This is a genomic window from Ruthenibacterium sp. (assembly GCF_017421385.1).
GTDB classification, from domain to species: Bacteria; Bacillota; Clostridia; order Oscillospirales; family Ruminococcaceae; genus Ruthenibacterium; species Ruthenibacterium lactatiformans.
Genome location: NZ_JAFOIN010000011.1, coordinates 22505 through 45458, shown reverse-complemented (window position 1 = coordinate 45458; position 22954 = coordinate 22505). Strand labels below are relative to the sequence as shown.

Here is a 22954-nt window from a genome sequence, read left to right as displayed (position 1 = left end):
CGCAGAAAACGGGCAGAGCGGTCCCGCAAGCAAAAAGCTTGCAGGACCGCTCTGTTTGTTTCGATTTAAATTTCCGGGACGCAACTGCTCACACCGGAAAGGGAGGCCTTTTGATGCAGCCGCGTGTCATTTTCTTACGCAATCCCGGCTTTCCAAGAGGAGCTCTTTCCGGGCAATCGAACGGTCAGGCTTCCCGTTCTTTTACAAAACGCTCAAACCAGATATAGGCTACTTCCTTGCCCGGTTCGGCAGTCAGCGAATGGTCCAGGCCCGCCGGTACAAAACTCCAGTCGCCCGCATAATGGGGTACGCTCTCATTTTCGATTGTCAGCGTAAAATCGGCATTGTCCAGGCCGAAGTTCCACTGGTCCACCGCGGGATGCCCTTTCTCAACGGTGCCTTCCCCAACGGCTTTTACCACGCCCATCAAATTGCGGCCCACTTCCCCTGAATGAAGCACCTGCCAGCTGCGGGTGTGCGGACCTTTGCAGTCCTGGGTGTATTCATGGCATTCGCAAAATGAACGAAAGATTGGCAACGTGGTGTGGCATGCCGCGTAATTTTTCAAATCGCCTTCCGTCATATCCAGGACCAGGCACAAAAATTCCATATCCTCAATGGCATGAATGGAGAAATCGCTGTTGTCAAAATCCGGAACGAAGAACGCCAGCTCTGTAATGTTGCGGGCAAATTTCACGGTGTTGACATACCCTTTCCCCGATGTAAAACAATAAACCGCTGTTTTGTCGGCATATTTTTCCGGCCGCACATCGCAGCCGGCCTTTAAAAAGCATTTATAGTTGTACACACCGGGAAAAGAACCCGGCAGCAACTCTATGCGCGCATACCCTTCAGCGTTGTACTGAGGAACCATTTCCTCTTTTCTTACAATTGCAATCGACATTTTTCCACCATCTTTCTTTACGATTCAACCATCCACAGGAAAAAGATGATTCACCCTTTCTCTTTCCTGGTTTGATTTTATTGCGCCAAAAGAATATAATAAAAAACGACATTTTTGCTGTTTTCTCTGCGGTTTAATCTTCGTCTCCTCTGTTCAAAGCGGACAAAACGACCGCCGCCACGACACAAAGTGTTCCAAAACCGGAGCGCAGTGTAAACGCTTCGCCCAAAAAGAACACCCCCACCAGAACGCTGACCATGGGTTCTGCCACGCTGAGGATGGAAGCCGTACAGGCACCTGTGGCCACGATGCCACGCTGATATGCCACTGCGACGATTCCGGCCGCCAGCGCAGAGATCGCCATGGCGATCCACCCGCTGAGAGACAGGCCGGTCAACGTGCCGGCCAAGAGGCTGACGCTTCCGGAGAACAGTCCGTTGTACAAAAACACATAAAACATGAACACCAGCGAGGACAGGCCTGCCGCAGAGCTTTTGTCAATGGTCAGAATGTAACCGGAATAAACCAGTCCGGACAGCAACGCGACAAAAATCCCGGATAAATTCTGCTTTCCTGTCTGGACGTTGCAAAACAGGATCACGCCGGTCACGCACAGCGCCAGAATCATCCATTCACGCACATGCGGATGTTTTCGGAACAGCACCACGCACAGCAACATTACAAAAACGGGATACATAAAATGCAGTGTTGTGGCCATGCCTGTGGAAATCATGGTATAAGAGGAATAGAGCAGCACGGACGTCAGGAACTGAAACAGTGCGATGGTCATGCAGGAGAGATTCTGCCGAAGAGTTACGCGCAATGAAATTCTGCGCAGTCTGCACAGCATCCAGGCCGCCGGTACCACGAAAATTCCTTTGTAAAACATGATGTTGGTAAAATGGCCGCCCGATTCATAGACGATTGTGATCATCAACGGCAAGAAACCATTGAGCACCGCGGCCAGAATCACATAAAACACGCCCATCAGACGGCCGTGGCGCCATGTTTCAGGATTTCTTTGCAGCATTGTTCGCAGCGGCCAACACCGCGTTGTGTTTTCCAAGATATTTTTCCAGCGCTCCTTGCAGGAACGTCAGGACCGTGCACAAAAGCAGATAGATGAGACCTGCTTCCACATACATCCAAAGAGGCTGAAAATTGTTTGCCACCTGTGCACGCGCCACCTGGAAAATCTCCTTTACGGTGAGCACTGCGCACAGAGAGGTGTCTTTGGTGAGGCTGATGAAATAGTTTCCGACGGACGGCACCGCGATCAGAGCCGCCTGCGGGATAATGATGTAGCGGATTGTCTGCGCCCGGCTGATGTTGAGCGCATGGGCGGCTTCCCACTGGCCTTTGGGCACCGCTGCGATTGCGGCGCGGATGACTTCGGAGTTGTAGGCGCCCTGACTGATGATCAGGCCCACGGACGCCGAGACGAAAGGACTCAGGACAATGCCGAACTGTGGCAATCCGTAGAAAATGATGAACAACTGGACCAGAAGCGGCGTACCGCGGATGATCCACACGTAAAATTTGGCGATCGCCTGCAACACCTTCGAGTTTGACAGCCGCATCAACGCCACAATGAACGCGACTATAATTCCCAGGATGAACGCAATGATGGAAAGAGGAATCGTCGTCAGGATACATGCCTTGAGCATTGGCCACAACGCGTTCCCCATCAGTTCCGCGATCTTGACAGGATTTGTTTCTAAAATAGGAATCGCCCCCATCCACTCATTGTATTTTTCTCACAAGAAGGGGAGCCTGCGCTCCCCTTCCTGCAAGTACATTTCAGCGATACGGATCGAAAACGGGAGACTGCTCGGTGTATGCCTCTCCCATAAATTCATCGGACAGCGCCATGATGGTGCCATCTTCCAGCAGATCCGTCAGCGCCAGGTCAATTGCTTCCTTCAAAGATGCGTCTTCTGTGCGCACTGTGATGCCGCCCTGGAGATCCTCGGGATTTTCGGCCTCATAGACAAATGCAATCTTCAGCTTATCGGCCGCTTCGGGATAGGTTTCCAGATAAGTCTCATAAACCACCATGGAGTTGACCGTCAAATCAATGGTTCCGTTCAGAATGCCCTGGATCGCCATGGCAAAGTCCAGATCGGGGTTGCACTCGCAGCCCGCGTTAAACGCGATCTTACCGTAGGAAGAGGTGGTGGAGTTACCTGCTTTTTTGCCGTTCATGGAAGCGATGTCCACGATGTCGGTATTGTCCGCCGCTACGATGACGATGGGCATATCCTGGTGATACAACGTCGAAGTGGTCAATCCTTCAAAGGGATCCACTGTGGATTTTTTCAGGCCTTCGGTGATGATGTCATAGCGCTTTGACTGCAGACCGGCCAGAATGCCGTCAAACTGAGAGGCAACGTCAAACTTGATGTCCACGCCGAGCTTGTCCGCCACACATCTTGCCACCTCGGCATCAAAACCCGTCAGATAATCCGGATCTTCTTCGGAATAGTACAAGAACGGAATCCAGTTTCCTTCACAGCCGCAGGTGAGCACGCCTGCATCCAGCACTCTCTGGAGAGAATCGTCGGTGGCATTGGCCAGAATATCGTCCAAGGCGGCCTGGAAGTCATCGGATTCGGCAGTCTCCTGTGAGACGGGAGCGGAACTGGCTGGCTCTTCGGCGGCAGCGGAACTGGCCCCTGCGGAAGAACTGCTGGTGCTGGAACATGCAGCCAGGCCCAGAATCATTGCCAGTGACAAGAACAGTGCAAGTGCTTTTTTCATCTTCATCTCTCCTTTTTGCTGATTTTGTAAAATTTGTTCACGCCAGGAACAAAATTGCCCTGCAAGTCAGCTTGCATAGCCGTTGATGGCGCATTCGACCCAGAAATAATTGATTTTTTCATCCGCGGCAATTTCGGACCCATGCGGCGTATTCATACCCGTATAAGTGACATCGCCTTCGGACACATGTGTGGACTCGCCGTCTGCGGTATAGGTCATGCTTCCTCCCGGCAGGATGATGTACCACTGGTCCAGATCCGGATGGATATGGGTTCCGATGACGGAGGGACCGGCGCCCACGTTCCAACCCATGGAATACCGTCCCAAAAAGCGGTGTTCCATCACGTGGTGGGACTGACAGGTAGAGGCGATGCTGGTGTTGAACCCCTCCACATACCGCCATGCGTCTTTGAACAGGCGGAAACGGGGCAGTTCCATGTGGATGTAGTCCATGCGCTCAATATCGTGTTGATCCATCTCCCCGACAAAATGGTAAAATTCCAAATCCTTTTTGCCTGCAAAAATGGTAAACGTCTCCTCGTCGTAATTGGGCACAAAATTGGCCGGGCCCGCAATCTGCCAGCACTGGGACTCGGTGGTGACATACCCTGTCGCCGTAATAAAAGCAAAAAACTGTGTTTTGTCCTTGTATGCGTAGAGCTCCGGTTTCCAGGAACAACCGGCTTTCAATATGCATTTGTAGGCCTTCATGCAGGGAGCTGCCCCCGGAAGAATTTCCACCCGGGACAACCCATTTTCATCAAATGCTCCGACAAGATCCTCTTTTCTGGCCACTAACATACGTCATCTACCTCCACTTTTTTGAAAAATAATATTGTATAGGCAGCACCGCCTACCAAAAGACAGCTTTAATCTTCCAAGAAGCGGCGGATCGCCGCCATATTCCGTTGATCGGCCGAAAAGGGATCCGCCAGGTATTGGCCTCCCAATTCCATGTTGAACGTACCCTTGTAATCGTAACGTTCAAACGTCTGCAGTATTTGGACCAGAGGGTATTCCCCTTCGCCAAACACACGATGCCCGGAGGGCGCCCCATCTGCCAGGTGGCAATGCGCCAGATTTTCGCCGAAGGCCTCAAACCACTGCTCCACCGTTTCACCGGCGACGCCGATGGCCACCAGGTCTATCATCACTTTTACGGCCGGATGACGCAGCTGTTCCAAATACGCTTTTGCATCTTCCAATGAAAGAACCAGATTGCTCTCCAATGGCTGGAGCGTCTCCAGTGCCAAAGTTACACCGCAGCTCTGCGCAAAGTCCGCCACCTGTGCGACGGCGTCCATCGACCGCTTCATTCCCTCGCTTTTGGACTCATCCAGGTAGCCCCATCCGGAATTGATGGATAGGATCGAACAACCCAGCTCCGCGGCCACTCTGACTCCATTTTTATAATAGGCAACCGCCAGCTTCTGGCGCTCTTTTCCCGGGGCAGCAAATTGGTGTTGCCACTGCATACTGGGCGTGGTGAGAGAGACAAACTTCAATCCGCGTTCTGAGGCCATGCGCCGAAGTGAGGAAGGATCCGAAATGTGGTATGCGTCCAAAATAAAATGCGGGGCGCCACACCACATCTCCAAACTCTCAATGCCACAGCGCACCATATTGTCCAGATATTCCTCGAACCGAAAGTTCTGGTAATGCTGATTTACACCGGCAAACTGGTTGCATTTCAAACGTCTCATTGACCGGCACCTTCTTTCGGAAGAATCTGCTGCATGGTCTGTTTATCGGCCTTGTCCGGCTCCTGCAAATAGGTGCGTCCGCCCAAAAAACAGGTTGCGTCGCCGTGATAACCCGCCTCCAGGAGTTGGCGGTAATATCGCTGCATGGGATGGATTCCCCGGCCTGGAATACGGTATCCTCCAGCTCTTCCGTCACAAAACAGCACGTGATACAGCCGTTTTCCGAATCGCTGTGACCACTCCTCCACCCTTTCGTTTCGTTCGCTCATCACATATGTATCCAGGAGGACGCCAAGCAGAGGACTGTCCACTGCACGCAGCAGACTCTGCAGTTCTGCCGCCGTATGCAGTGCGGCAGCCGAAGCCGGCAGAGCCGTTCCCAGCGCAACGGGCATGTGTTCCGATTCTGCGAGCTTCAGAATGCCCTTCATCATTGCAATGCAATTTGCCATTCTTACACCCGGGTCCTCACTCAGCAGACCATTTTGCGGACGCAGGCACATCACCTGCGCTCCCAGCCGTTTGGCCGCGCGCACACAATTTTTGTAATATTCCAGCGAGACTGCAAAATGCTCGGTCTCCTGCTGTGCAAAGAGCGAGTAGCCGTAATTGGCGGGAAGAAAGGCGGAAATGGAAAATCCCTTTTGTGCAAGGAGGCAGGCAAGCGCCTCTACTTCTGAAAAATCGCGGTGATCGATGAACAGATGCGGAGTGCTGCCATAGAGGGAGAAACGTTTCAACCCCAACTGTTCCTGACTGCGCAGAAAATATGCAAAGGAATAGCGCACATAGTGCGCGTTTGACAAAACCGTCTGAATTTGACTCTCCATTTTTGGGCCCTCCCCGTCGGCTGTTTAAAGGACTTTGGACAAAAAGTCTTTGGTGCGCTCCTGCTGCGGATTGTTGAACAGTTCCGCAGGCGTATTTTGCTCCAGAATGTAGCCGCCGTCGAAAAAGAGCACCCGGTCGGCAACTTCCCGGGCAAATCCCATTTCGTGAGAAACGATGATCATCGTCATGCCTTCAGCCGCCAGTTCCTTCATTACGTCCAGCACTTCGCCGATCATCTCCGGATCCAAGGCGGAAGTCGGCTCGTCAAAAAGCATCAACTGCGGATTCATGGCCAGCGCACGCGCAATGGCTACCCGCTGTTGCTGGCCGCCGGACAGCTGCGCCGGATAAGCATCCCGCTTTTCCGGCAGGCCCACGCGCTCCAAAAGGCGCATGGCGATTTCCTCCCGCTCTTGTGGGGTCTTGTTCGTGTTGGTCTTCAGGGCGAGGGTCATGTTTCCCAAAATGGTGTGATTGATGAAAAGATTGAAGTTCTGAAACACCATTCCGATTTCATCCATCGCCTTTTTCCGCAGCACCTTTTCGGATTTCGCCTTTCCGCACAGATCGACAAAAACCGGTTCTTTTCCCTTTTCCAGGGAAACCGCCATATTGATCTGGCCGCTGGTCGGCTGTTCCAAACCGTTCAGGCAGCGCAAAAAAGTGGATTTCCCGGTGCCGGACGGGCCGATGATTACAATCACTTCTCCCCGCTTTACATCCAAGTCAATTCCTTTTAAAACTTCCAGATGTCCAAAGCTCTTTTTGACTCCACGCACTTTCAATAAAATGTTGTTTTCCTGCAATTTCGGCACCTCCAACAAAATACGGTTGCATAACCGCAAATCCTTTCTGTGTGCATTGCCCGCAAAGCGTTTTGTGTGATATGATGTGGTTGTCTTTTTCGTTTTTATTTCATTTTCGTCGTCATTTTTTTGATATCTTAAATATTAATAACGGAATTTATTTAAATTTTAACGTTATATTACTGTAGCTGCTTGAATATTTTTTATCATATTCCCGTTAGAAAGTCAATAAGATTTTCGATATGTGGATTTAATTTCAATAAAATGCACAAATGTTTCTTATTGAAAATAGCATAAGTGTAAAATATCCAAAAAGTTTTTCGTAATTTTTTCAAAAACGTTGACAAATTACCGTAAAATACTATATATATAACGTAAAAGAGTAACATGCGATCCCTTCTCAAGGGAATCGATTGATTTTTATACCAAGGTTGATTGTAAAATCAAGTTGGACAGATAAAAGAAATCCATAGTGATTTGCCCGGTGGTAGAATGGAGTTGAAAAGATAACATTCACCAAAGGAGAGCAATCACTATGGACTGCCCTAAGTAGAGCTTACTGAATGACTGCTATTTCATCAATAACCGGAAAAAGGATGATTTCACCCAAATCAAAATCGTAGTCGAGAGACCACTCATTCAGAGGCGCAAAAAGGAGACGCAGTTTGCGCTCCATATTTGCGGCAAAGAAACCCATGGCAATAGAGGTCATGGATGTGTCTGGCTGGCGGCACATAATCCTGTCCAACCCGTACCGCCGCTTGACAACACCGAATTCTCCTTCAATTGCCACTCGTTCACAACCGTCCTGATAGATTTGCTTGCTCTCCGATGCTTTCTCGGTTATTGACTTCCGTCCCAGCCGTGGCCCCGAAAGTCGTATCCCGTGTGCGGTGCACCACAGCTTATTCTCCCGGTTGGGATAGGCACGGTCTGCCAGAATTGTGGCGGGGTAAAAGCCAAAGATACGGTGGTATTCCGAGACTGCTTCCACCAGACTTTATGGTGTGGCGTGGAGACGTGTCCATTAAACCCACAGAATTGCCTGAAGCATTGAAACGAAAGGCAACAAAGCATCGTGAAATGGCGAACAAACGGCACTACGGCGCGAGTATTTCGACCCGTCCGGAGATTGCTTGTCTTCGTCTTGAAGAAGGACACTGGGAGGGCGATACCGTGGTCGGTAAGCGCGCCGGACAAGAATCAGTGGTGTTTTCCCTACTGGAAAAGAAGACAGAAACCTACCTGGCGTTCCGTATTCCCGGCAAGACCAGCGAAGCTGTGATGGGTCTCATGACCGCGCTGCACGATGAATACGGCGAAAACTTCTCCCGTATCTTTAAGACCATTACAGTCGACAATGGCAGCGAGTTTGCCGACTTCGCTCAAGTGGAACAATGGGGAACCCAAGCTTTCTTTGCTCATCCCTACACATCTTGGGAGCGCCCGCAAAACGAACGGCACAACGGCCTGTTCCGCGCTTTTGTTCCGAAGGGAGCCTCCATTGAGGCTTTCTCCGACGAAGATATTCTTTCCGCCGCTGACGAACTGAATGGACGCCCTCGCAAGAAACTCGGATATCGCACTCCTGAAGAGCTATTCGATGCCTTTCTCGATGCTGTATTCGCTGCGTGACTTTTGAAAATTTTCCGCTCCTCTCTATCTTCCGGCAGTGTCCAACTTGTTCTTGCAATTTGCGATTTTTATACCAATAAACGGACAAGGAGAATCCTTTTATGAGCAAAAAAGTAACGCTCGCTACCATTGCGCATACCTGCGGCATTTCCGTGGGAACCGTCAGCCGTGCTTTGAGCGAAAAGCCAGATATCAATCCCGAGACAAAGGCCCGTGTGCTGGAGACAGCTGCGCAGCTGGGATATCAGAAATTCAATGGGATGGCCGACCGCAAGGAATTGCGAATCGGCATCGTCTATTGCCAGAAAAGCGAGGAGTTTTACGAACGGGTGACCGCAGGCATTTTGGACGCCGAGCGCGAGCTCCAGAAGAATCACCCTGTGCGCGTGACCCTTCTTCGCACGGAATATCTGGAACAAAAGGAACAATCCGAACTGCTGCAATCCCTCTGCCCGGACGATTTTGATGCACTCTTGATCAACAGCGCAAGCAATGGAAACGGCGTTCTGATCGATCAGTTGATTGCGCAAGGGCTCCCGGTGGCCACTTTCAACACGGATGCCCCCACCAGCGAGCGATTGTTTTTTGTGGGAACAAACGCCTACCAGTCCGGATGTATGAGCGCCAGCCTGATGGGAAAGCTCATGGGAGAAAAAGGAAAGGTCCTCATTCTGGGCAACTTTGCCGGCAGCTCCTGCTGGATGGATCGTTTTTCCGGTTTTTGCTCTGTGATCCAGAACGATTTTCCCAACATCCTGCTGATGCCCAGTATCCAATGTTACAAATCGGACCACATTGTCGCCCAGGAAATCAAAACACTGCTTGCGGAGAACCCGGACATCACCGGCATTTTTCCCACAAATGCCACCTGTACCTGCGGGACCATCGAGGCATTGCGCGAGCTGGACCGCAAAGATCTGTCGGTTGTGGGATACGACCTTTCTTCCGGGACGCGCGCGGCCTTGATTGACGGATATTGCGATGCCGTCCTGCATCAGAACCCATACCGTCAGGGATATCTGGCCGTGAAATGCATGACCAAATACCTGTTGAACCATCAACTTCCCGACCGCAACGAAATCTCCCTTCCCACCAACATCATTTTGAAGTACAATATGGCAACCTGCTGAGCAGGCAAAGCCGTGTTGGGTAAAATCAAACGGAAGAAAGAAGGAAAGCACAATGAAAATGACATTTCGCTGGTATGGAGATGACAGCGACTCGGTCACACTCAAACAGATCAAGCAAATTCCCGGTATGAGCGGCATTATGGGACTGCTGGATTACAAGGCGGCCGGGGAGGTCTGGAACGAAGAGGAGATTCGGACTTACATTGAAAAGGTACATGCCGCCGGATTGGAATGCGAAGTCATTGAGAGCGTCAATGTGCACGAGGACATCAAACTCGGCTTGCCATCCCGGGATCTGTACATTGAAAACTACCGGATCACCATCCGCAATCTGGCGAAATACGGTGTCAAAGTCATTATCTACAATTTTATGCCTGTGCTGGACTGGCTGCGCACGGATCTTGCGCGCACGATTCCCGAAGATGGGTCCAACAGTCTTTATTTTGACGAAAAAGAGCTGGGGGACATGACCCCCATGGACATTGTACGCCGCACGGCGGAACAGTCCAACGGATTCACCTTGCCCGGATGGGAGCCCAAGCGCCTGGCGGATCTGGAACATGTGATGTCTCTGTATCAAAACATCGACGAACTCCGCCTGTTGGAACATTTCAAATATTTTTTGGACGCGGTCATTCCCGTGTGCGAAGAGACCGGCGTTCGGATGGCCTGTCACCCGGACGATCCGGGCTGGCCCATTTTCGGACTGCCCCGCATTGCCCACGATCAGGCCGGCTATGACCGAATTCTTGCTCTGCACGACAGTCCGGCCAATACGGTCTGCCTGTGCACCGGCAGTCTGGGCAGCAACACCGCCAACGACATTCCGGCCATGATCCGCCATTTCGGCAACATGGACCGAATCGGGGCCATGCACATCCGAAACATCAAGCATCTGGGCAGCGATCGCTGCTTCCGCGAGAGCGCCCATTTGTCCAGTACCGGCGATCTCGACATGTTCGAAATCATGAAAGCGGTTCACGAAGTATGCCCGGACACGTATGTGCGTCCCGATCACGGGCGCATGATCTGGGACGAAACCGGCCGGCCGGGATACGGTCTTTATGACCGCGCACTGGGCGCCTGCTATCTCAATGGTCTTTGGGAAGCCATTGAAAAAATGTCCTGAAAGGAGAGAATGCGAAACGATGCTTCTGAACCAAAAAGGTCTGTGTGCCGCAGACGATTGGAAACGAATCGGCGTAACACTTCCCGCATTTGACAGGTGTGCCATGCAGGCTCATACAGAAAAACATCCTGTCTGGGTACATTTTGGCGCCGGCAATATTTTTCGCGGGTTTATTGCCAATCTGCAGCAGACACTGCTGAACAAAGGGCTGGCACAGAGTGGTATTATCGCAGTGGATACCTTTGATTACGATATCATCGACCGCATTTACGCGCCCTTTGACAATCTGACGCTCCTGGTGAGCTTGAAACCCGACGCAACGACCACCCGTGAGATCGTCGCCAGCGTTGCCAAAGCGCTGCGGGCGGACCCCGCCGACGCCGGACAGATGGGACAGCTGCGGACGATTTTTGCGGATCCCGGTCTGCAGATGGTCAGCTTTACCATCACGGAAAAGGGATACGCCCTGTCCGGTCTGAATGGAGAACGGACGCAAATGGTGCGGGAGGATTTGGACAACGGTCCGGACCGGCCGCGACACGCCATGAGCATCCTGACGGCTTTGATGCTGGCCCGCTATCAGGCGGGTGCCTTTCCCATTGCGCTGGTGAGCATGGACAACTGCAGTCACAACGGCGAAAAGCTGCGCAGCAGCGTTCTGACCATTGCGCGCGGCTGGTCGGAGAGAGGATTTGTTCCCGCCGGTTTTGTGCAGTACCTTGAGGATGAGGCGCGCGTCTCCTTTCCCTGGAGCATGATCGACAAAATTACGCCCCGGCCGGATGAAGGGATCGCCCGCAGTCTGGCGGAAGACGGCATTGAGGGAATGCAGCCCATCGTCACATCCCGAAACACATACATCGCGCCCTTCGTCAACACCGAAGTTCCACAGTACCTGGTCATTGAGGACCGTTTTCCCAACGGCCGGCCATCGCTGGAGCAGGCCGGTGTATACATGACCGACCGCGATACGGTGAATCTCACCGAGCGCATGAAGGTCTGCACGTGTCTCAATCCGTTGCACACCGCTCTCGCCGTCTATGGATGTCTGCTCGGATACAAAAGCATTGCCCGGGAGATGCAGGATCCCGATCTGAAACGCCTTGTGGAGCGCATCGGTTATGTCGAAGGTCTGCCGGTGGTGGCCGATCCCGGCATTCTGAACCCCGAGACTTTCCTGCGGGAAGTGATCGAGCAGCGTCTGCCCAACCCCTTTATTCCAGATGCACCGCAGCGCATTGCCACCGACACCAGTCAGAAAGTTCCCATTCGATTTGGCGAAACCATCAAGGCTTATGTTGCTGACGCGTCGCTGGACCTGCATCAGCTGATTGCCGTTCCCCTGGTTATTGCCGGTTGGATGCGTTATCTCCTGGCTGTGGACGATGCAGGCGGGGCGATGCCCATCAGCGCCGACCCCATGGCAGAGGCGCTGCAGGCACAGCTTGCCGGCATTTCGTTTGATTCGCCCGCTTCCTATCAGGGACAACTGCGAAACATTCTGAACAAGCGGGCCCTCTTTGGCTCCGATCTGTGCGCCCTCGGCATGGCGGAACAAATTGAGGCCATGTTCTGTGAAATGCTCGCCGGCCCCGGCTCGGTGCGCGCAACTTTGAAAAAACATCTTGCGTCGGACTCGACCGTGTAAAGGTCCCCGATCCACATACAAAAAAAGACTTGGGATCCGGTTCGATCCCAAGTCTTTTTTGTCGCTCTCCTTCAGGTCATCCAAGCAGACGTTTCCACACGCCAACCTTTTCGCCGGGAGCAGAAAGAAGCTGCCCGCCTTTCACCGGATCCAAACGGACGGCCGAGAGCAGTGTCCCCACCAACACGGCCTGGGTACAGCCGTTCCACAGACCATCGCTCAGGAAAGGCACCATCACCCCGCCGCAAAACGCTGCACTGACCAGAAGCTGTGTGGTCAAAAGAGACACACAAGCCACTCCCAGCAGACGGCCGGACGCATTTCGGGTGCCCAGCGCGGCCCGCCACAACACAAACAGGCAAAAAGCCACTCCCGCCAACAGCGCCAGCGCCGCCGGCCGGCCAAATGCATAAGCGCTCCATGTCAGCGGATCCTCCGCGCCCAGCAGATGGAAAATCGTCTGTTCCGTCATGTTTTGAAACATATTTTCCGGTACCCGGTCAAGCCATTGCTGCGCCACCGGCTGCAGGGGCGAACGCCCCTGCCAGATGGTCAGGCGCATCAGCGAAATCCAACCACTGCCGGTGGGGTCAAAAAACGGGTTCAGACGCTCCATCACCCGCGTCGCCACACCGGGCAAAAGCAGAATCCCCACCCCGGGCGTGAACGCCGCAGCCAAAACGACGCCCAGGCTCTTTCCACGGCCCAAGCCAAACCAATTGCTCCAACCACAGTACAGACTCAGCACCAGACCCGCCAAAAACAGGCTCAGTGCCACCGAAAACGCCGGGACACAGAGTGCCATCAAAACCGCCGTCAACAGTGCCGCGCCGGCCGTTACAAGGCCCCGCATTCCTCTTCCTCTCTGCCGATACAGTACCGCCGCATACCCCAAAATCAAAAAGGAACATAAATATCGCGCAGAAATATGCGTTCCCTGAACAGGCTGCGTTGTCAAAATGGCTCCCATCACCAGGGCAAGCGCACCTCCATACACAAGCCATGCGCGGCGCATCTGCGCCGCCGGATCCGTAAAAGAGACCGCCGCCAACACACCCACCGGCAGAAGGACACGCAGCCCCTCGTAACAAAGGATGTCCTGCCACGCACATTCGTCCAGCTGAACTTGACTCACGCACCGCACCAGCGCGCCCAGAACAAACGGCCGCCAGGCAGGGCGAGGGCGATGAACTTCGTCCAGTTGACCACCGATTAAAATCGCGTCTCCCATGCTCTCCAGCGTTTTTCGCTCTGCCTGCTCGCAAGTTTCCCCCTGGGCAAGGTATGCGTCGTACTGGTCTTGAAGATGGGTTTCCAGTTCGGCCCGAACCGGCTGTACGGCGGCACCACAGCGAAGCTGCGCCGTGGCCAAATCCAGCCACTGCTCCAATTTCTTCGTCAGCATTTTCCTTCCCTCCTCTGGAACTGCGCGGGATGCAGCACACGATTGATGGCCGTACTTACCCGGTCCCACTCGCTTTGTTCTACCTCCAGCGCCTGCCGGCCTGTCCGGGTCAAATGATAATACTTGCGAGGTTTGCCCGCCGCGCCCGCGGCCTCATAGCTCTCGATTTTTCCCTCCTGCTCCAGTGCGTGCAAAATGGGATACAATGTGCCCGCCTTCAACAAAAACGTATCGTTGGAACGTTTTGCCAGCTCGTCGATCATCTGATAGCCGTACATATCGCTCTCCTGCAAAAGCCGTAAAAGCAACATCTGGGTGGAACCCGGCACCATATTTTTGGGCTACACTCCCTTCGCCTCCTTATATATAGATAATCTATATATAGCATTATACCGTCCCTCTTTCCCTGTGTCAACCTCTTTTTCTTTTCATCCTCACGCAAAACCGTTGATTTTTTTCAGGTTTGTGGTACAATTTAAATCGTAAGTAGTAAGTAATATGTAAAAAGCGAGGTGTCTTTTCATGACCGATTTGACAGTGACACAGGAATATTTCGTATGCGCCGCGGCCAAAAACGGAAAGATTTCCGGCACCGAGAAAGCGCTTTGCCCGGTGGCAGCCGGTTTGTTTGAGTTGATGCTGGAAGGACTGGTTCGCTTTGAGAACAAACAAATTGTCCCGTTGGTAAAAGTTCTTCCGCCGGAAAAAGCAACGTTGGAGCCCTTGTTCCGACTCCTGCTTTCTCAAAAAGCCTTGAACGTTGAAAACTTGCGCAGAAATACACCTTTACAAACCGCAATCTCAAGGAGCTGGTCATGTCCGTGGGAGACGCGCTGGTAAAGGCCGGTTGCGCTCGGCGGGAAAGCGCTTTGTTCGGCGCCGTCCGGTATCTTCCGTCTCACGAGGCAGTGGATCGGGTGGTGAACAAACTGCGGGCCGAGTTGCTGGAAGAGGGTGTCATCACCGAGGAAGCGGCTCTGTTGGCCGTGCTGCTGGATAAGAGCAACCAAATGAAAATGTTTTTTTCCAAATACGAGCAGGGGGAGATTTCTCAAAGACGAAAGGCCCTTGCCGCGACTGAAGCGGGAAGAAAAACACAGGATATGATCGATCATATTTACGCGATGCTCACCATCACCACTGTGCTGAGCACCCAATGAGGCGAAAAGAGGCGCTGATATGTCGCGACAAAGACGGATGGATGTGATTGAACAGGCGGAATTCGTCACCATCGGGGAGCTGGTGCGTCTTACGGGGGCGCGGTACAGTACCCTGAAGTTTTACACAGAAGAAGGACTTCTGGACTTTGAACAGTCTGAACCCAATTTGACCCGGCGCTATCGCCGAACCGAGAGTCTGCAGCGCATCGCTCTTTTGAGGGAATTGCGCCACAATGGAAAGAGCATTCCCGAAATCAAGGCGCTTGTGCAAAAGGAGACCTCCGCCCTTCCTTATTAAATAGGGTCTGCTGAACGGAAAAACGCAGATATCATTCAAGTTTGAGTCCCACTGAGGTCCTTTTTCGAAAAAACGGCGAATTTTACGTCATTTCAGCTCTATTTTCTTTCGTGCACCCGTCAAAAGGGTGCACTGATTCCATGTCAGGCTTCGCGGAGACTTCGCTCTGCCAGAGCAAGGGCATATAGATTGGCACAGGCAAACATGGCGTATAGGCGGTTTTCGTTCTTTTTCAGTCCACGATACCGCACCTTTTGATACCCAAACTGGCACTTGATTATCCGGAAAACATGCTCCACCTTACAGCGGACGGAAGATTTTCGATGCTCAATTATGCGTTCCCAGTCCAGTGCATTGTCGGAAACCTGTGGAAAACTGTGCGGTCTGCGATTGATACGGTAATCGATAGCGGCTAAATGTGTATTTTCTCGAATCTCCGGTCGATTCTGTATCCCGACATACCCGGAATCACCGTAAACCACGAGATCGTCTTTCCGGATGAGCTTCGGGGCAACAACCACATCGTGAACATTCGCAGCAGTCACCGCAATCGTGTGAACCAGGCCGCTGCCGGCATCTACTCCGGCATGACATTTCATGCCAAACCGCCATTCATTGCCCTTCTTCGTCTGATGCATTTCCGGATCGCGGGATTTTTCCGCATTCTTCGTCGAACTGGGAGCATTGATTATAGTCGCGTCAACAATCGTTCCGCCCTTCATCATATGGCCGGTTGCGACCATTACCCGGTTAATGGCATCAAAAAACAGCTTGTTCAGGCCGTTTTCCTCCAGAAGATGCCGGAATCTGCAAAGCGTCGTTTCGTCCGGCACATTTTCCGTCATAAAGTCGATTCCCGCGAATTTCCGCATGGCATAGCTGTCGTATATGGCATCCTCTGTTGCCGGGTCAGATAAATTGAACCAGATCTGAAGCAGGTACATCCGCAGCATTCTTTCAATGCCGATCGTCGGACGTCCCCGCCTGTTGTTGGGATAATACGGCTCTATGATTTGTACCCACTCATCCCAGGGAATGATTTCGTCCATGATTTCCAGAAATTCTTCCCGCTTCGTTTTCTTCTTCCGACAGTTGTACTCCATATCTGTAAAGGTTTGTTGTTTCATATCCCATGCACCGCCATTTTTTTTGATGCTTCTATTATACAGCAAGCCTTGTTATCTGACGACCACAGATTAATTCAGAGGTTCCTTAACACCCAGCCGACCTTTCATCTCCTGCGTAGTATATCCCCCAAACAAGGCTTGATCGCCTTTAGAACGTATACGACCAAATCCTGCATCATCCACACCGCGCTCATATATGTTCTGGGAAAGACGCTTTTCGGATTCACGCAATCTTATACGAGCTTCAGTACGCTCAATCAGAGAGATACGTTCCTCAATGAGTTCTTGTTTTCTTGTCTGGACGGCAAAATAGCTCTGTGCAAACGCTATTTCTTCTTTTCTGGGATCACCATTCTGCGCAATCAAATAGCATGCGTAACGAGTGAGCATATAATCTTTTATAGATCTTTTAGCGCCTTTACCCGCCGTTATCATTTTCGTGACCTCACGAAAGTGATCGGATACTTCAACGCCGGAAGTTTTACAGGAATCCATCGCACGGTATACTGCCTGATCAAAGTTTTCCCATCGTCCATATCCAAGCAAAATCATCAATTCTCGAGCATACCAAAATTCGGTTTCGGCATCCTCTGCGCTATGTATAATAAGATCATACTGCTGTCGTATTTGCTCAATTTTTTTCTTGTCCATATGCCAATTACCTCTTGACTCCGTTCGTATCTAAGGAGGGACTATCTTTATATTTATGGCTTATAATGTGTTGCATTGGCCTTTTTCGTCAAGATAAAAAACAAATATGTTTACACCATTTCTACACCATTTTCGCGGATGGTCACATGAGCCATTATAGAGATTCATGTTTCCAAAGTTCGAAAAAACTACGTATCAATGCGGTTTTATAGACTTTTGCAAAGATTTAGGAATTTATAGAAAATAGGCTGTGGACTACGATTCCAAGCTTCATATAAAACCTTCCTCTTCTCAAGCGGGGCGGCAGCCCCGGGTATATCTTTGATTATTCTACCATACAGGCAGCCCTGCGCGCAATGCACCGGACGCGGAGCACCCCAAAAAACTGCGCGGGAGCTCCCGCAGGACTTTTTTTATACACAATTATATCGTATAATATTGTCAAACTGCTGTTTTTCTGCGCCCCGCAGAGCATCTGCGGTACACCGCATACGGCATGCCGCGCAAAAACGGGCGCGGTACAGGGGAATAAAGGAGTGTGACCCATGGCGAACGAGAAAATTCTGATCGCGGACGACGACAAAAATATCTGTGAGCTGCTGCGCCTGTACCTGGCCAAGGAGGGCTATGAGACGGTGATCGCCAACGATGGCGAGGCCGCCGTGGCCGCGTTTGAAAAGGAAAAGCCCAACATGGTGCTGCTGGACGTGATGATGCCCAAAATGGACGGCTGGGAGGTGTGCCGCCGCATCCGCGCGGCGGACAACACACCCGTTATCATGCTCACGGCTAAAGGCGAGACCTTCGACAAGGTGCTCGGCCTGGAGCTGGGTGCGGACGACTATGTAGTAAAGCCGTTCGACTCCAAGGAAGTGGTGGCGCGCATCAAAGCCGTGCTGCGCCGCTGCACGCCCGCCGAGGCCCAGCCGGACGGCGTCATCAGCTATGATAAGCTCTCGGTGGACCTGACGCGCTATGAGCTGAAGGTGAACGGCCAGGTAGTGGACGCGCCGCCCAAGGAACTGGAGCTTTTGTATTATCTGGCCAGCCATCCCAACCGGGTATTCACCCGCGACCAGCTGCTGGACGAGGTATGGGGTTTTGAATACTACGGCGATTCCCGCACCATCGACGTACACGTGAAGCGTCTGCGCGAAAAGCTTGAAAACACCAGCGACCAGTGGAGTTTAAAGACCGTCTGGGGCGTGGGCTATAAATTTGAAGTGAAAGAATGACGGCGGGCCGGGGCCCGCGGCATGCCGGAAGAAAGGGGGGTGCGCCCGTGCGCAAAAGCATCACCACGCGGTATTTTTATTCCACGGCAGTCCTGCTCATCTGCAGCATCGCCGTGATGGGCTTTATTCAGATGTATCTGGCCATGGGCTACTTCCGCGAAGAAAACGGCACCGCCCTGATCCAGACCATCGACAACGCCATCCTCGCCATGCAGGAAGCCGCGGATGACGGCATCGTTGAAAAAAGGGCCGAAGCCGCCGAAGCCGCCGGGCTGGATGTGGAGGATATCAAAAGGGGCATCACGCTGACGGCCCGCGCCGCCGGAAAGAGCATCCTTGTGACGGACGCCTACGGCTCCGTGGTGCTTTCCATCCCGTCGGAATATCAGGGCATGGAAGTGTCTGTAAAAACGTGCAATGCCACATACAGCCGGGGCATTTACGACGAAATGGGCACTTTGGGCGGTATCTTCAGCAGCCGATATTACATCGCGGGCAAGCCCATTCTCGACGAGAAAGGCATGCTCCAGGGCTTTGTGTTCGCGGGGGCAAACGCCGACAGCCTCACGGAATACCTGGCAAACCTGTTCTCTACGTTCATCCTCTCCGCCGGGCTGATGCTGATGGTATCCAGCGTGCTTTCCATCGTGCTGACCAACCGCATGACCACGCCGCTGCGCCGCATTTCGGACGCCGCGAAAAAGTTCGGCGGCGGAGATTTTTCCGCCCGCGTGCCCGTGGAGGGCGACGATGAGCTGGCCCAGCTGGCCGAGACCTTTAACACCATGGCCGGCAGCCTGGAAAAAATCGACCAGTCCCGCCGCAGCTTCATGGGCAATATCGCTCACGAGCTGCGCACGCCCATGACCACCATCAAGGGCTTTATCGACGGCATGCTGGACGGCACCATCCCGCCCGAAAACCAGAACCACTACCTGGGCATTGTCTCTCAGGAGGTGGGCCGCCTGACGCGTCTCATCAAGAACATGCTGGACATCACCAAGCTGGAGGCCGGGGAGTATAAAGTAAACGCCACTACCTATGATATCTGGGAGAGCATCACCAGCGTGGTGTTCGGCGCGGAACAGCGGCTGGAGGCCAACAACATCCAAATCAGCGGCTTCGCCCCAACCAAGACCTTGGTTCTGGCGGATCAGGATCTGGTGTACCAGGTCATCTACAATCTGGTGGACAACGCTATCAAGTTCTGCAATGTGGGCGGGGAGATCCGTTTTTCCGTCACACAGAGCAAGGGCGCCGTTACCGTAGGCGTGCGCAACACAGGCGCGGGTATTGCGCCCGAGGCGCTGCCTTATGTGTTCGACCGCTTTTACAAGGAAGACAAAAGCCGTGGGCTGAACACCACCGGAAGCGGCCTGGGTCTGCATATCTGCAAAGTCCTCATCAATTTGTCCGGCGGCAAGATCTGGGTGGACAGCAAGGAGGGCGAATACTGCGAATTCCTGTTCACGTTGCCCGCGCCGCCTTCTTCGCCCATTAAGGGCGGCAAGCTCAAGGATCAGTGACCACCGCGCCGCATGAGGCATGGAAGAGAAATATTCGCGGCCGCAGTGCTGCGCATTGCCGGGAGGCCCGGCAGGGAGAGAGGGAATCATGGATCAGCGCCAGTATCCGCAATATCCGCAGCAGCCCGGCGGGCCCTGCCCGCCCTATGTACAACAGCCCGGGATGGAGTATCCGCCTTATCCGCCCTATGGCGGACAGGGCTCCGCAGCCCCGCCCTACGGCGGCCCCGTTTACGGGCAGGGCGGCGGCCCCGTGCCGCCGCGGGCGCCCCAATATGTATATCAGACGCCCGGCTCGATGCCGGGCGTCCCCGGCGGGAAACCGCCCCGCCGGCGCAGGAACCGTGCGCCGCTGGTGGCTGTTCTGCTTTGCCTGGGGCTTGCCGCAACCGTTTTTCTGGCGGGAGAGGCTTTTGACGCACTGCGCAGCGGCGGCGCCGCGCGCCGGCGTCCCGCGCCCGGAGAGGTGCCCAGCTTTACCATCGAGGATCTTCCCGAGGACGCGGACGGCGGGCTCTCCACGGTGGAGATTGCCAAGACCGTTGGCCCCAGCGTGGTATGCATCAATGTATATGAGCCGGGCAGCATTTCCATTGCAGGCAGCGGCAGCGGCATCATTCTCAACGAGGACGGCTTCATCGTCACCAACGCCCATGTGGTGGAGGGCTCCTCCGCAGTTACCGTGCTGCTGGACGACGGCCGTGAGCTGGACGCATGGATCGTCGGCTCCGACACCCGTACGGACCTGGCCGTGGTCAAAATCACGGCGGATGGGCTGGCGCCCGCCTCCTTCGGAGATTCGGACATCCTGCAGGTGGGCGAGCGGGCCGTGGCGATCGGCAATGCGGCCGGACAGCTCTCCGGCACCGTCACCCAGGGCATCATCTCCGGCCTCAATCGTGAGATCAGCATGCAGGCGGGCAACAGCGTCGTCACGATGAACCTTATCCAGACCTCCGCGGCCATCAACCCCGGCAATTCCGGCGGCGCGCTGGTGAACCGCTTCGGTCAGGTGATCGGCATCAATTCCGCCAAGCTCAACAGCTCAATGTTTGAGGGCATCGGCTTTGCCATCCCCTCGGCGGACGCGCAGCCCGTGGTGGAGGATCTGATTGCCTACGGCTATGTAAAGGACCGCGTGGCACTGGGCGTGATGGTAATCGCGCTGTCGCCCGTCACAGGCCCTGCCAACGACCTGCCCAGCCAGGGCTTATATATTTCATCTGTGGAAGATTACAGCGACCTGAACAACCACGACATCACCGTGGGCGACGTGATATTGACGGCCGACGGCGTAACGTTGGAAACCACGTCCGATTTGCTGGATGTGCTGGAGACGCACAAGCCCGGCGAAACCGTGCGGCTGGAGATCCAAAAGCGCGGCAGCGGCAATGTCGTCACCGTGGACGCGGTGCTGGCCGAGAGCCGCAGCAACTGAAGCTTCAAAACAAAAAGCGCCGCCGCGGATATATCCCGCGGCGGCGCCTCTTTTTGTTTTTCTCCTCAGGTGAAGAATTTGTCCTTATAGCCCATCAAAAAGATGAACAGCACGATGAGCGGCAGAATGTAACTGACGTATACCCGCGCCCATTTTGGAAACCGTATGCCCTTGCCCTCGTCTGCCTCGGCCACAAAATTTTTCCATCCCCAGCCGTAGCGGGACGTGCAGAACAACAGGTATACAAGACTGCCCAGCGGGAGGATCGTATTGGAAACAAGGAAGTCCTCCAGGTCCAGCACGGCGCTGCCCTCGCCGAAGGGCATAAAGCCCGAAAGCACGTTGTATCCCAGTACACAGGGCAGCGACAGCACAAGAATGGCGAAAAAATTTACCAACACGGCTTTTTTGCGGCTCCAGCCCCACAAGTCCATACCGAAGGCAACGATGTTTTCAAATACGGCAATAACGGTGGACAGCGCCGCAAAGCTCATGAACACAAAAAACAGCGCGCCCCATACCCGGCCGCCCGCCATGCCGCCGAAGATATTGGGCAGCGTGACGAATACAAGGCCTGGGCCCTGCCCCGGGTTGACGCCGAAGGAAAAGCAGGCGGGAAAAATGATAAGGCCCGCCATCAGCGCCACAAAGGTATCCAGCAGCGTGATGTTGACGCTCTCGCTGAGCAGCGTGCGCTCCTTGCCGATGTAGCTGCCGAAAATGGCCATGGCGCCGATGCCCAGAGACAGCGTGAAAAAGGCCTGTCCCATGGCCGCGTACACCACATTGCCCACGCCCTGCTCCACAAGGCGCCCGAAATCCGGTACAAGATAAAATTTGAGGCCTTCGCCCGCGCCTGGCAGTGTGACGCTGCGCACGGCCAGCGCCACCATCAGCAGCAGCAGGCAGACCATCATGGCTTTTGTGATTTTCTCCACACCGTTCTGCAAGCCCAGGCTGCACACGCCGAAGCCCAGCACCACAGCCACAATCATCCAGAATATCTGCGGCCCCGGCTGCGCCAGCATGTCATTGAAAATGCCGCCCACCGCCTCGGCGGACGCGCCTGTGAACGCACCGCGCAGCATTTTTACCACATAGGCCAGCATCCAGCCCGCCACCGTGGTGTAGAACATCATCAGCAGATAGTTGCCCGCCATGCCCAGCCAGGCGTACCAATGCCATTTGGTGCCCGCAGGCTCCAGCACGCGGAAGCTGACCGCGCAGCTTTTGCGGGACGCCCGGCCCACGGCGAACTCCATGGCCATGATGGGCAAGCCCAGCACGACCAGGAAAAACAGGTAAATAAGCACGAACGCCGCGCCGCCGTACTGTCCGGTAATATAGGGGAAGCGCCATACGTTGCCGATGCCGATGGCACACCCGGCCGAAATGAGCAGAAAGCCCAGCCGCGAGGCAAATTTTTCTCGTTTTTCCATAACCCTGATCCCTCTTTTTCCTTCTCCGATACCCGGCGCATCCGCATAGAGCGCCGTCTTTGTCCAGCATAGCAAACAAAACGTGCGTGTGTCAACGAAACACGCGCACGTTTTTGCATTTTCTCTGTT

Annotated in this window: 23 protein-coding genes and 1 pseudogene; 10 read left to right on the top strand and 14 right to left on the bottom strand. The window is 53.7% G+C overall.

Going from position 1 to position 22954, the window contains the following annotated elements:
- Positions 1-184 precede the first annotated feature (184 nt).
- The 9 genes from IIY41_RS01260 to IIY41_RS01220 all read right to left on the bottom strand — a co-directional run bounded on the left by IIY41_RS01260 (position 185) and on the right by IIY41_RS01220 (position 7998).
- Positions 185-904 carry a hypothetical protein gene (locus IIY41_RS01260; RefSeq protein WP_287399304.1) on the bottom strand — a complete coding sequence of 240 codons (720 nt, stop codon included), beginning with the start codon at positions 902-904 and terminating at the stop codon, positions 185-187.
- Positions 905-1037: 133 nt separating this feature from the next.
- A complete protein-coding gene (locus tag IIY41_RS01255) occupies positions 1038-1934 on the bottom strand; it encodes a DMT family transporter (RefSeq protein ID WP_287399302.1) in 897 nt (298 codons plus the stop codon).
- The gene (locus IIY41_RS01250) at positions 1915-2592 is read right to left on the bottom strand and encodes an amino acid ABC transporter permease (protein ID WP_287399300.1); all 678 of its coding nucleotides are present in this window, start codon (positions 2590-2592) and stop codon (positions 1915-1917) included. The genes IIY41_RS01255 and IIY41_RS01250 overlap by 20 nt, the downstream gene beginning before the upstream one ends.
- Positions 2593-2704: 112 nt before the next feature.
- Entirely contained in the window at positions 2705-3664 is a 960-nt protein-coding gene (locus tag IIY41_RS01245) for a transporter substrate-binding domain-containing protein (protein ID WP_287399298.1), read from the bottom strand.
- A 66-nt stretch (positions 3665-3730) separates the two neighbouring features.
- Positions 3731-4465: a cupin domain-containing protein gene (locus IIY41_RS01240; RefSeq protein WP_287399297.1), complete on the bottom strand. Its 735-nt coding sequence runs from the start codon at positions 4463-4465 to the stop codon at positions 3731-3733.
- A 68-nt stretch (positions 4466-4533) separates the two neighbouring features.
- A complete protein-coding gene (locus tag IIY41_RS01235; RefSeq protein ID WP_287399295.1) occupies positions 4534-5367 on the bottom strand; it encodes a sugar phosphate isomerase/epimerase family protein in 834 nt (277 codons plus the stop codon).
- Positions 5364-6197, bottom strand: a complete 834-nt coding sequence (locus IIY41_RS01230; protein ID WP_287399293.1) for a sugar phosphate isomerase/epimerase family protein — start codon at positions 6195-6197, stop codon at positions 5364-5366. Before IIY41_RS01230 ends, IIY41_RS01235 begins: the two co-directional genes overlap by 4 nt.
- A gap of 24 nt (positions 6198-6221) precedes the next feature.
- Entirely contained in the window at positions 6222-7004 is a 783-nt protein-coding gene (locus IIY41_RS01225; protein ID WP_287399292.1) for an amino acid ABC transporter ATP-binding protein, read from the bottom strand.
- Positions 7005-7560: 556 nt separating this feature from the next.
- Positions 7561-7998, bottom strand: a complete 438-nt coding sequence (locus IIY41_RS01220; protein WP_287399290.1) for a transposase — start codon at positions 7996-7998, stop codon at positions 7561-7563.
- 8 nt (positions 7999-8006) lie between these two features.
- On the opposite strand from IIY41_RS01220, the pseudogene IIY41_RS01215 reads away from it, so the two are divergent.
- The 4 genes and pseudogenes from IIY41_RS01215 to IIY41_RS01200 form a co-directional block, all read left to right on the top strand.
- Positions 8007-8639 (top strand): annotated as a pseudogene (locus IIY41_RS01215) (IS30 family transposase); the annotation flags it as partial.
- Positions 8640-8740: 101 nt separating this feature from the next.
- Positions 8741-9769 (top strand): substrate-binding domain-containing protein, encoded by a 1029-nt coding sequence (locus IIY41_RS01210; RefSeq protein ID WP_287399286.1) that lies wholly within the window; start codon positions 8741-8743, stop codon positions 9767-9769.
- Positions 9770-9821: 52 nt separating this feature from the next.
- A complete protein-coding gene (gene uxuA / locus IIY41_RS01205; RefSeq protein WP_287399284.1) occupies positions 9822-10898 on the top strand; it encodes a mannonate dehydratase in 1077 nt (358 codons plus the stop codon).
- 19 nt (positions 10899-10917) lie between these two features.
- The gene (locus IIY41_RS01200) at positions 10918-12546 is read left to right on the top strand and encodes a mannitol dehydrogenase family protein (protein ID WP_287399282.1); all 1629 of its coding nucleotides are present in this window, start codon (positions 10918-10920) and stop codon (positions 12544-12546) included.
- Between the two features lie 76 nt (positions 12547-12622).
- Here the strand turns inward: IIY41_RS01200 and IIY41_RS01195 are convergent, their stop codons facing one another.
- Together IIY41_RS01195 and IIY41_RS01190 are read right to left on the bottom strand one after the other, a co-directional pair.
- The gene (locus IIY41_RS01195) at positions 12623-13951 is read right to left on the bottom strand and encodes a permease prefix domain 1-containing protein (protein WP_287399281.1); all 1329 of its coding nucleotides are present in this window, start codon (positions 13949-13951) and stop codon (positions 12623-12625) included.
- Positions 13945-14262 (bottom strand): PadR family transcriptional regulator, encoded by a 318-nt coding sequence (locus tag IIY41_RS01190; protein WP_502709810.1) that lies wholly within the window; start codon positions 14260-14262, stop codon positions 13945-13947. The genes IIY41_RS01195 and IIY41_RS01190 overlap by 7 nt, the downstream gene beginning before the upstream one ends.
- Positions 14263-14473: 211 nt before the next feature.
- Between IIY41_RS01190 and IIY41_RS01185 the strand changes: the two genes are divergently transcribed.
- Genes IIY41_RS01185 through IIY41_RS01175 form a run of 3 tightly spaced genes read left to right on the top strand, consistent with a single transcriptional unit; the run spans position 14474 to position 15409 of the window.
- On the top strand, positions 14474-14791 hold the full coding sequence (locus IIY41_RS01185; RefSeq protein WP_287399278.1) for a hypothetical protein: 318 nt from the start codon (positions 14474-14476) through the stop codon (positions 14789-14791).
- Complete coding sequence (locus IIY41_RS01180; RefSeq protein WP_287399276.1) at positions 14767-15111, top strand: GPP34 family phosphoprotein; 345 nt, start codon at positions 14767-14769, stop codon at positions 15109-15111. Before IIY41_RS01185 ends, IIY41_RS01180 begins: the two co-directional genes overlap by 25 nt.
- A 19-nt stretch (positions 15112-15130) precedes the next feature.
- Positions 15131-15409 (top strand): helix-turn-helix domain-containing protein, encoded by a 279-nt coding sequence (locus IIY41_RS01175; protein WP_287399274.1) that lies wholly within the window; start codon positions 15131-15133, stop codon positions 15407-15409.
- 143 nt (positions 15410-15552) lie between these two features.
- On the opposite strand, the gene IIY41_RS01170 is transcribed toward IIY41_RS01175, so the two are convergent.
- On the bottom strand, positions 15553-16536 hold the full coding sequence (locus tag IIY41_RS01170; RefSeq protein WP_287399272.1) for an IS5 family transposase: 984 nt from the start codon (positions 16534-16536) through the stop codon (positions 15553-15555).
- A gap of 69 nt (positions 16537-16605) precedes the next feature.
- On the bottom strand, positions 16606-17187 hold the full coding sequence (dinD, locus tag IIY41_RS01165; RefSeq protein WP_353806287.1) for a DNA damage-inducible protein D: 582 nt from the start codon (positions 17185-17187) through the stop codon (positions 16606-16608).
- A 545-nt stretch (positions 17188-17732) separates the two neighbouring features.
- On the opposite strand from dinD, the gene IIY41_RS01160 reads away from it, so the two are divergent.
- The 3 genes from IIY41_RS01160 to IIY41_RS01150 all read left to right on the top strand — a co-directional run bounded on the left by IIY41_RS01160 (position 17733) and on the right by IIY41_RS01150 (position 21386).
- Positions 17733-18422 carry a response regulator transcription factor gene (locus IIY41_RS01160; protein ID WP_009323000.1) on the top strand — a complete coding sequence of 230 codons (690 nt, stop codon included), beginning with the start codon at positions 17733-17735 and terminating at the stop codon, positions 18420-18422.
- 47 nt (positions 18423-18469) lie between these two features.
- A complete protein-coding gene (locus IIY41_RS01155; RefSeq protein WP_069955726.1) occupies positions 18470-19948 on the top strand; it encodes a sensor histidine kinase in 1479 nt (492 codons plus the stop codon).
- 88 nt (positions 19949-20036) lie between these two features.
- A complete protein-coding gene (locus IIY41_RS01150; RefSeq protein ID WP_287399267.1) occupies positions 20037-21386 on the top strand; it encodes a S1C family serine protease in 1350 nt (449 codons plus the stop codon).
- A 65-nt stretch (positions 21387-21451) separates the two neighbouring features.
- Here the strand turns inward: IIY41_RS01150 and IIY41_RS01145 are convergent, their stop codons facing one another.
- A complete protein-coding gene (locus tag IIY41_RS01145) occupies positions 21452-22825 on the bottom strand; it encodes a sodium-dependent transporter (RefSeq protein ID WP_009323003.1) in 1374 nt (457 codons plus the stop codon).
- Positions 22826-22954 lie beyond the last annotated feature (129 nt).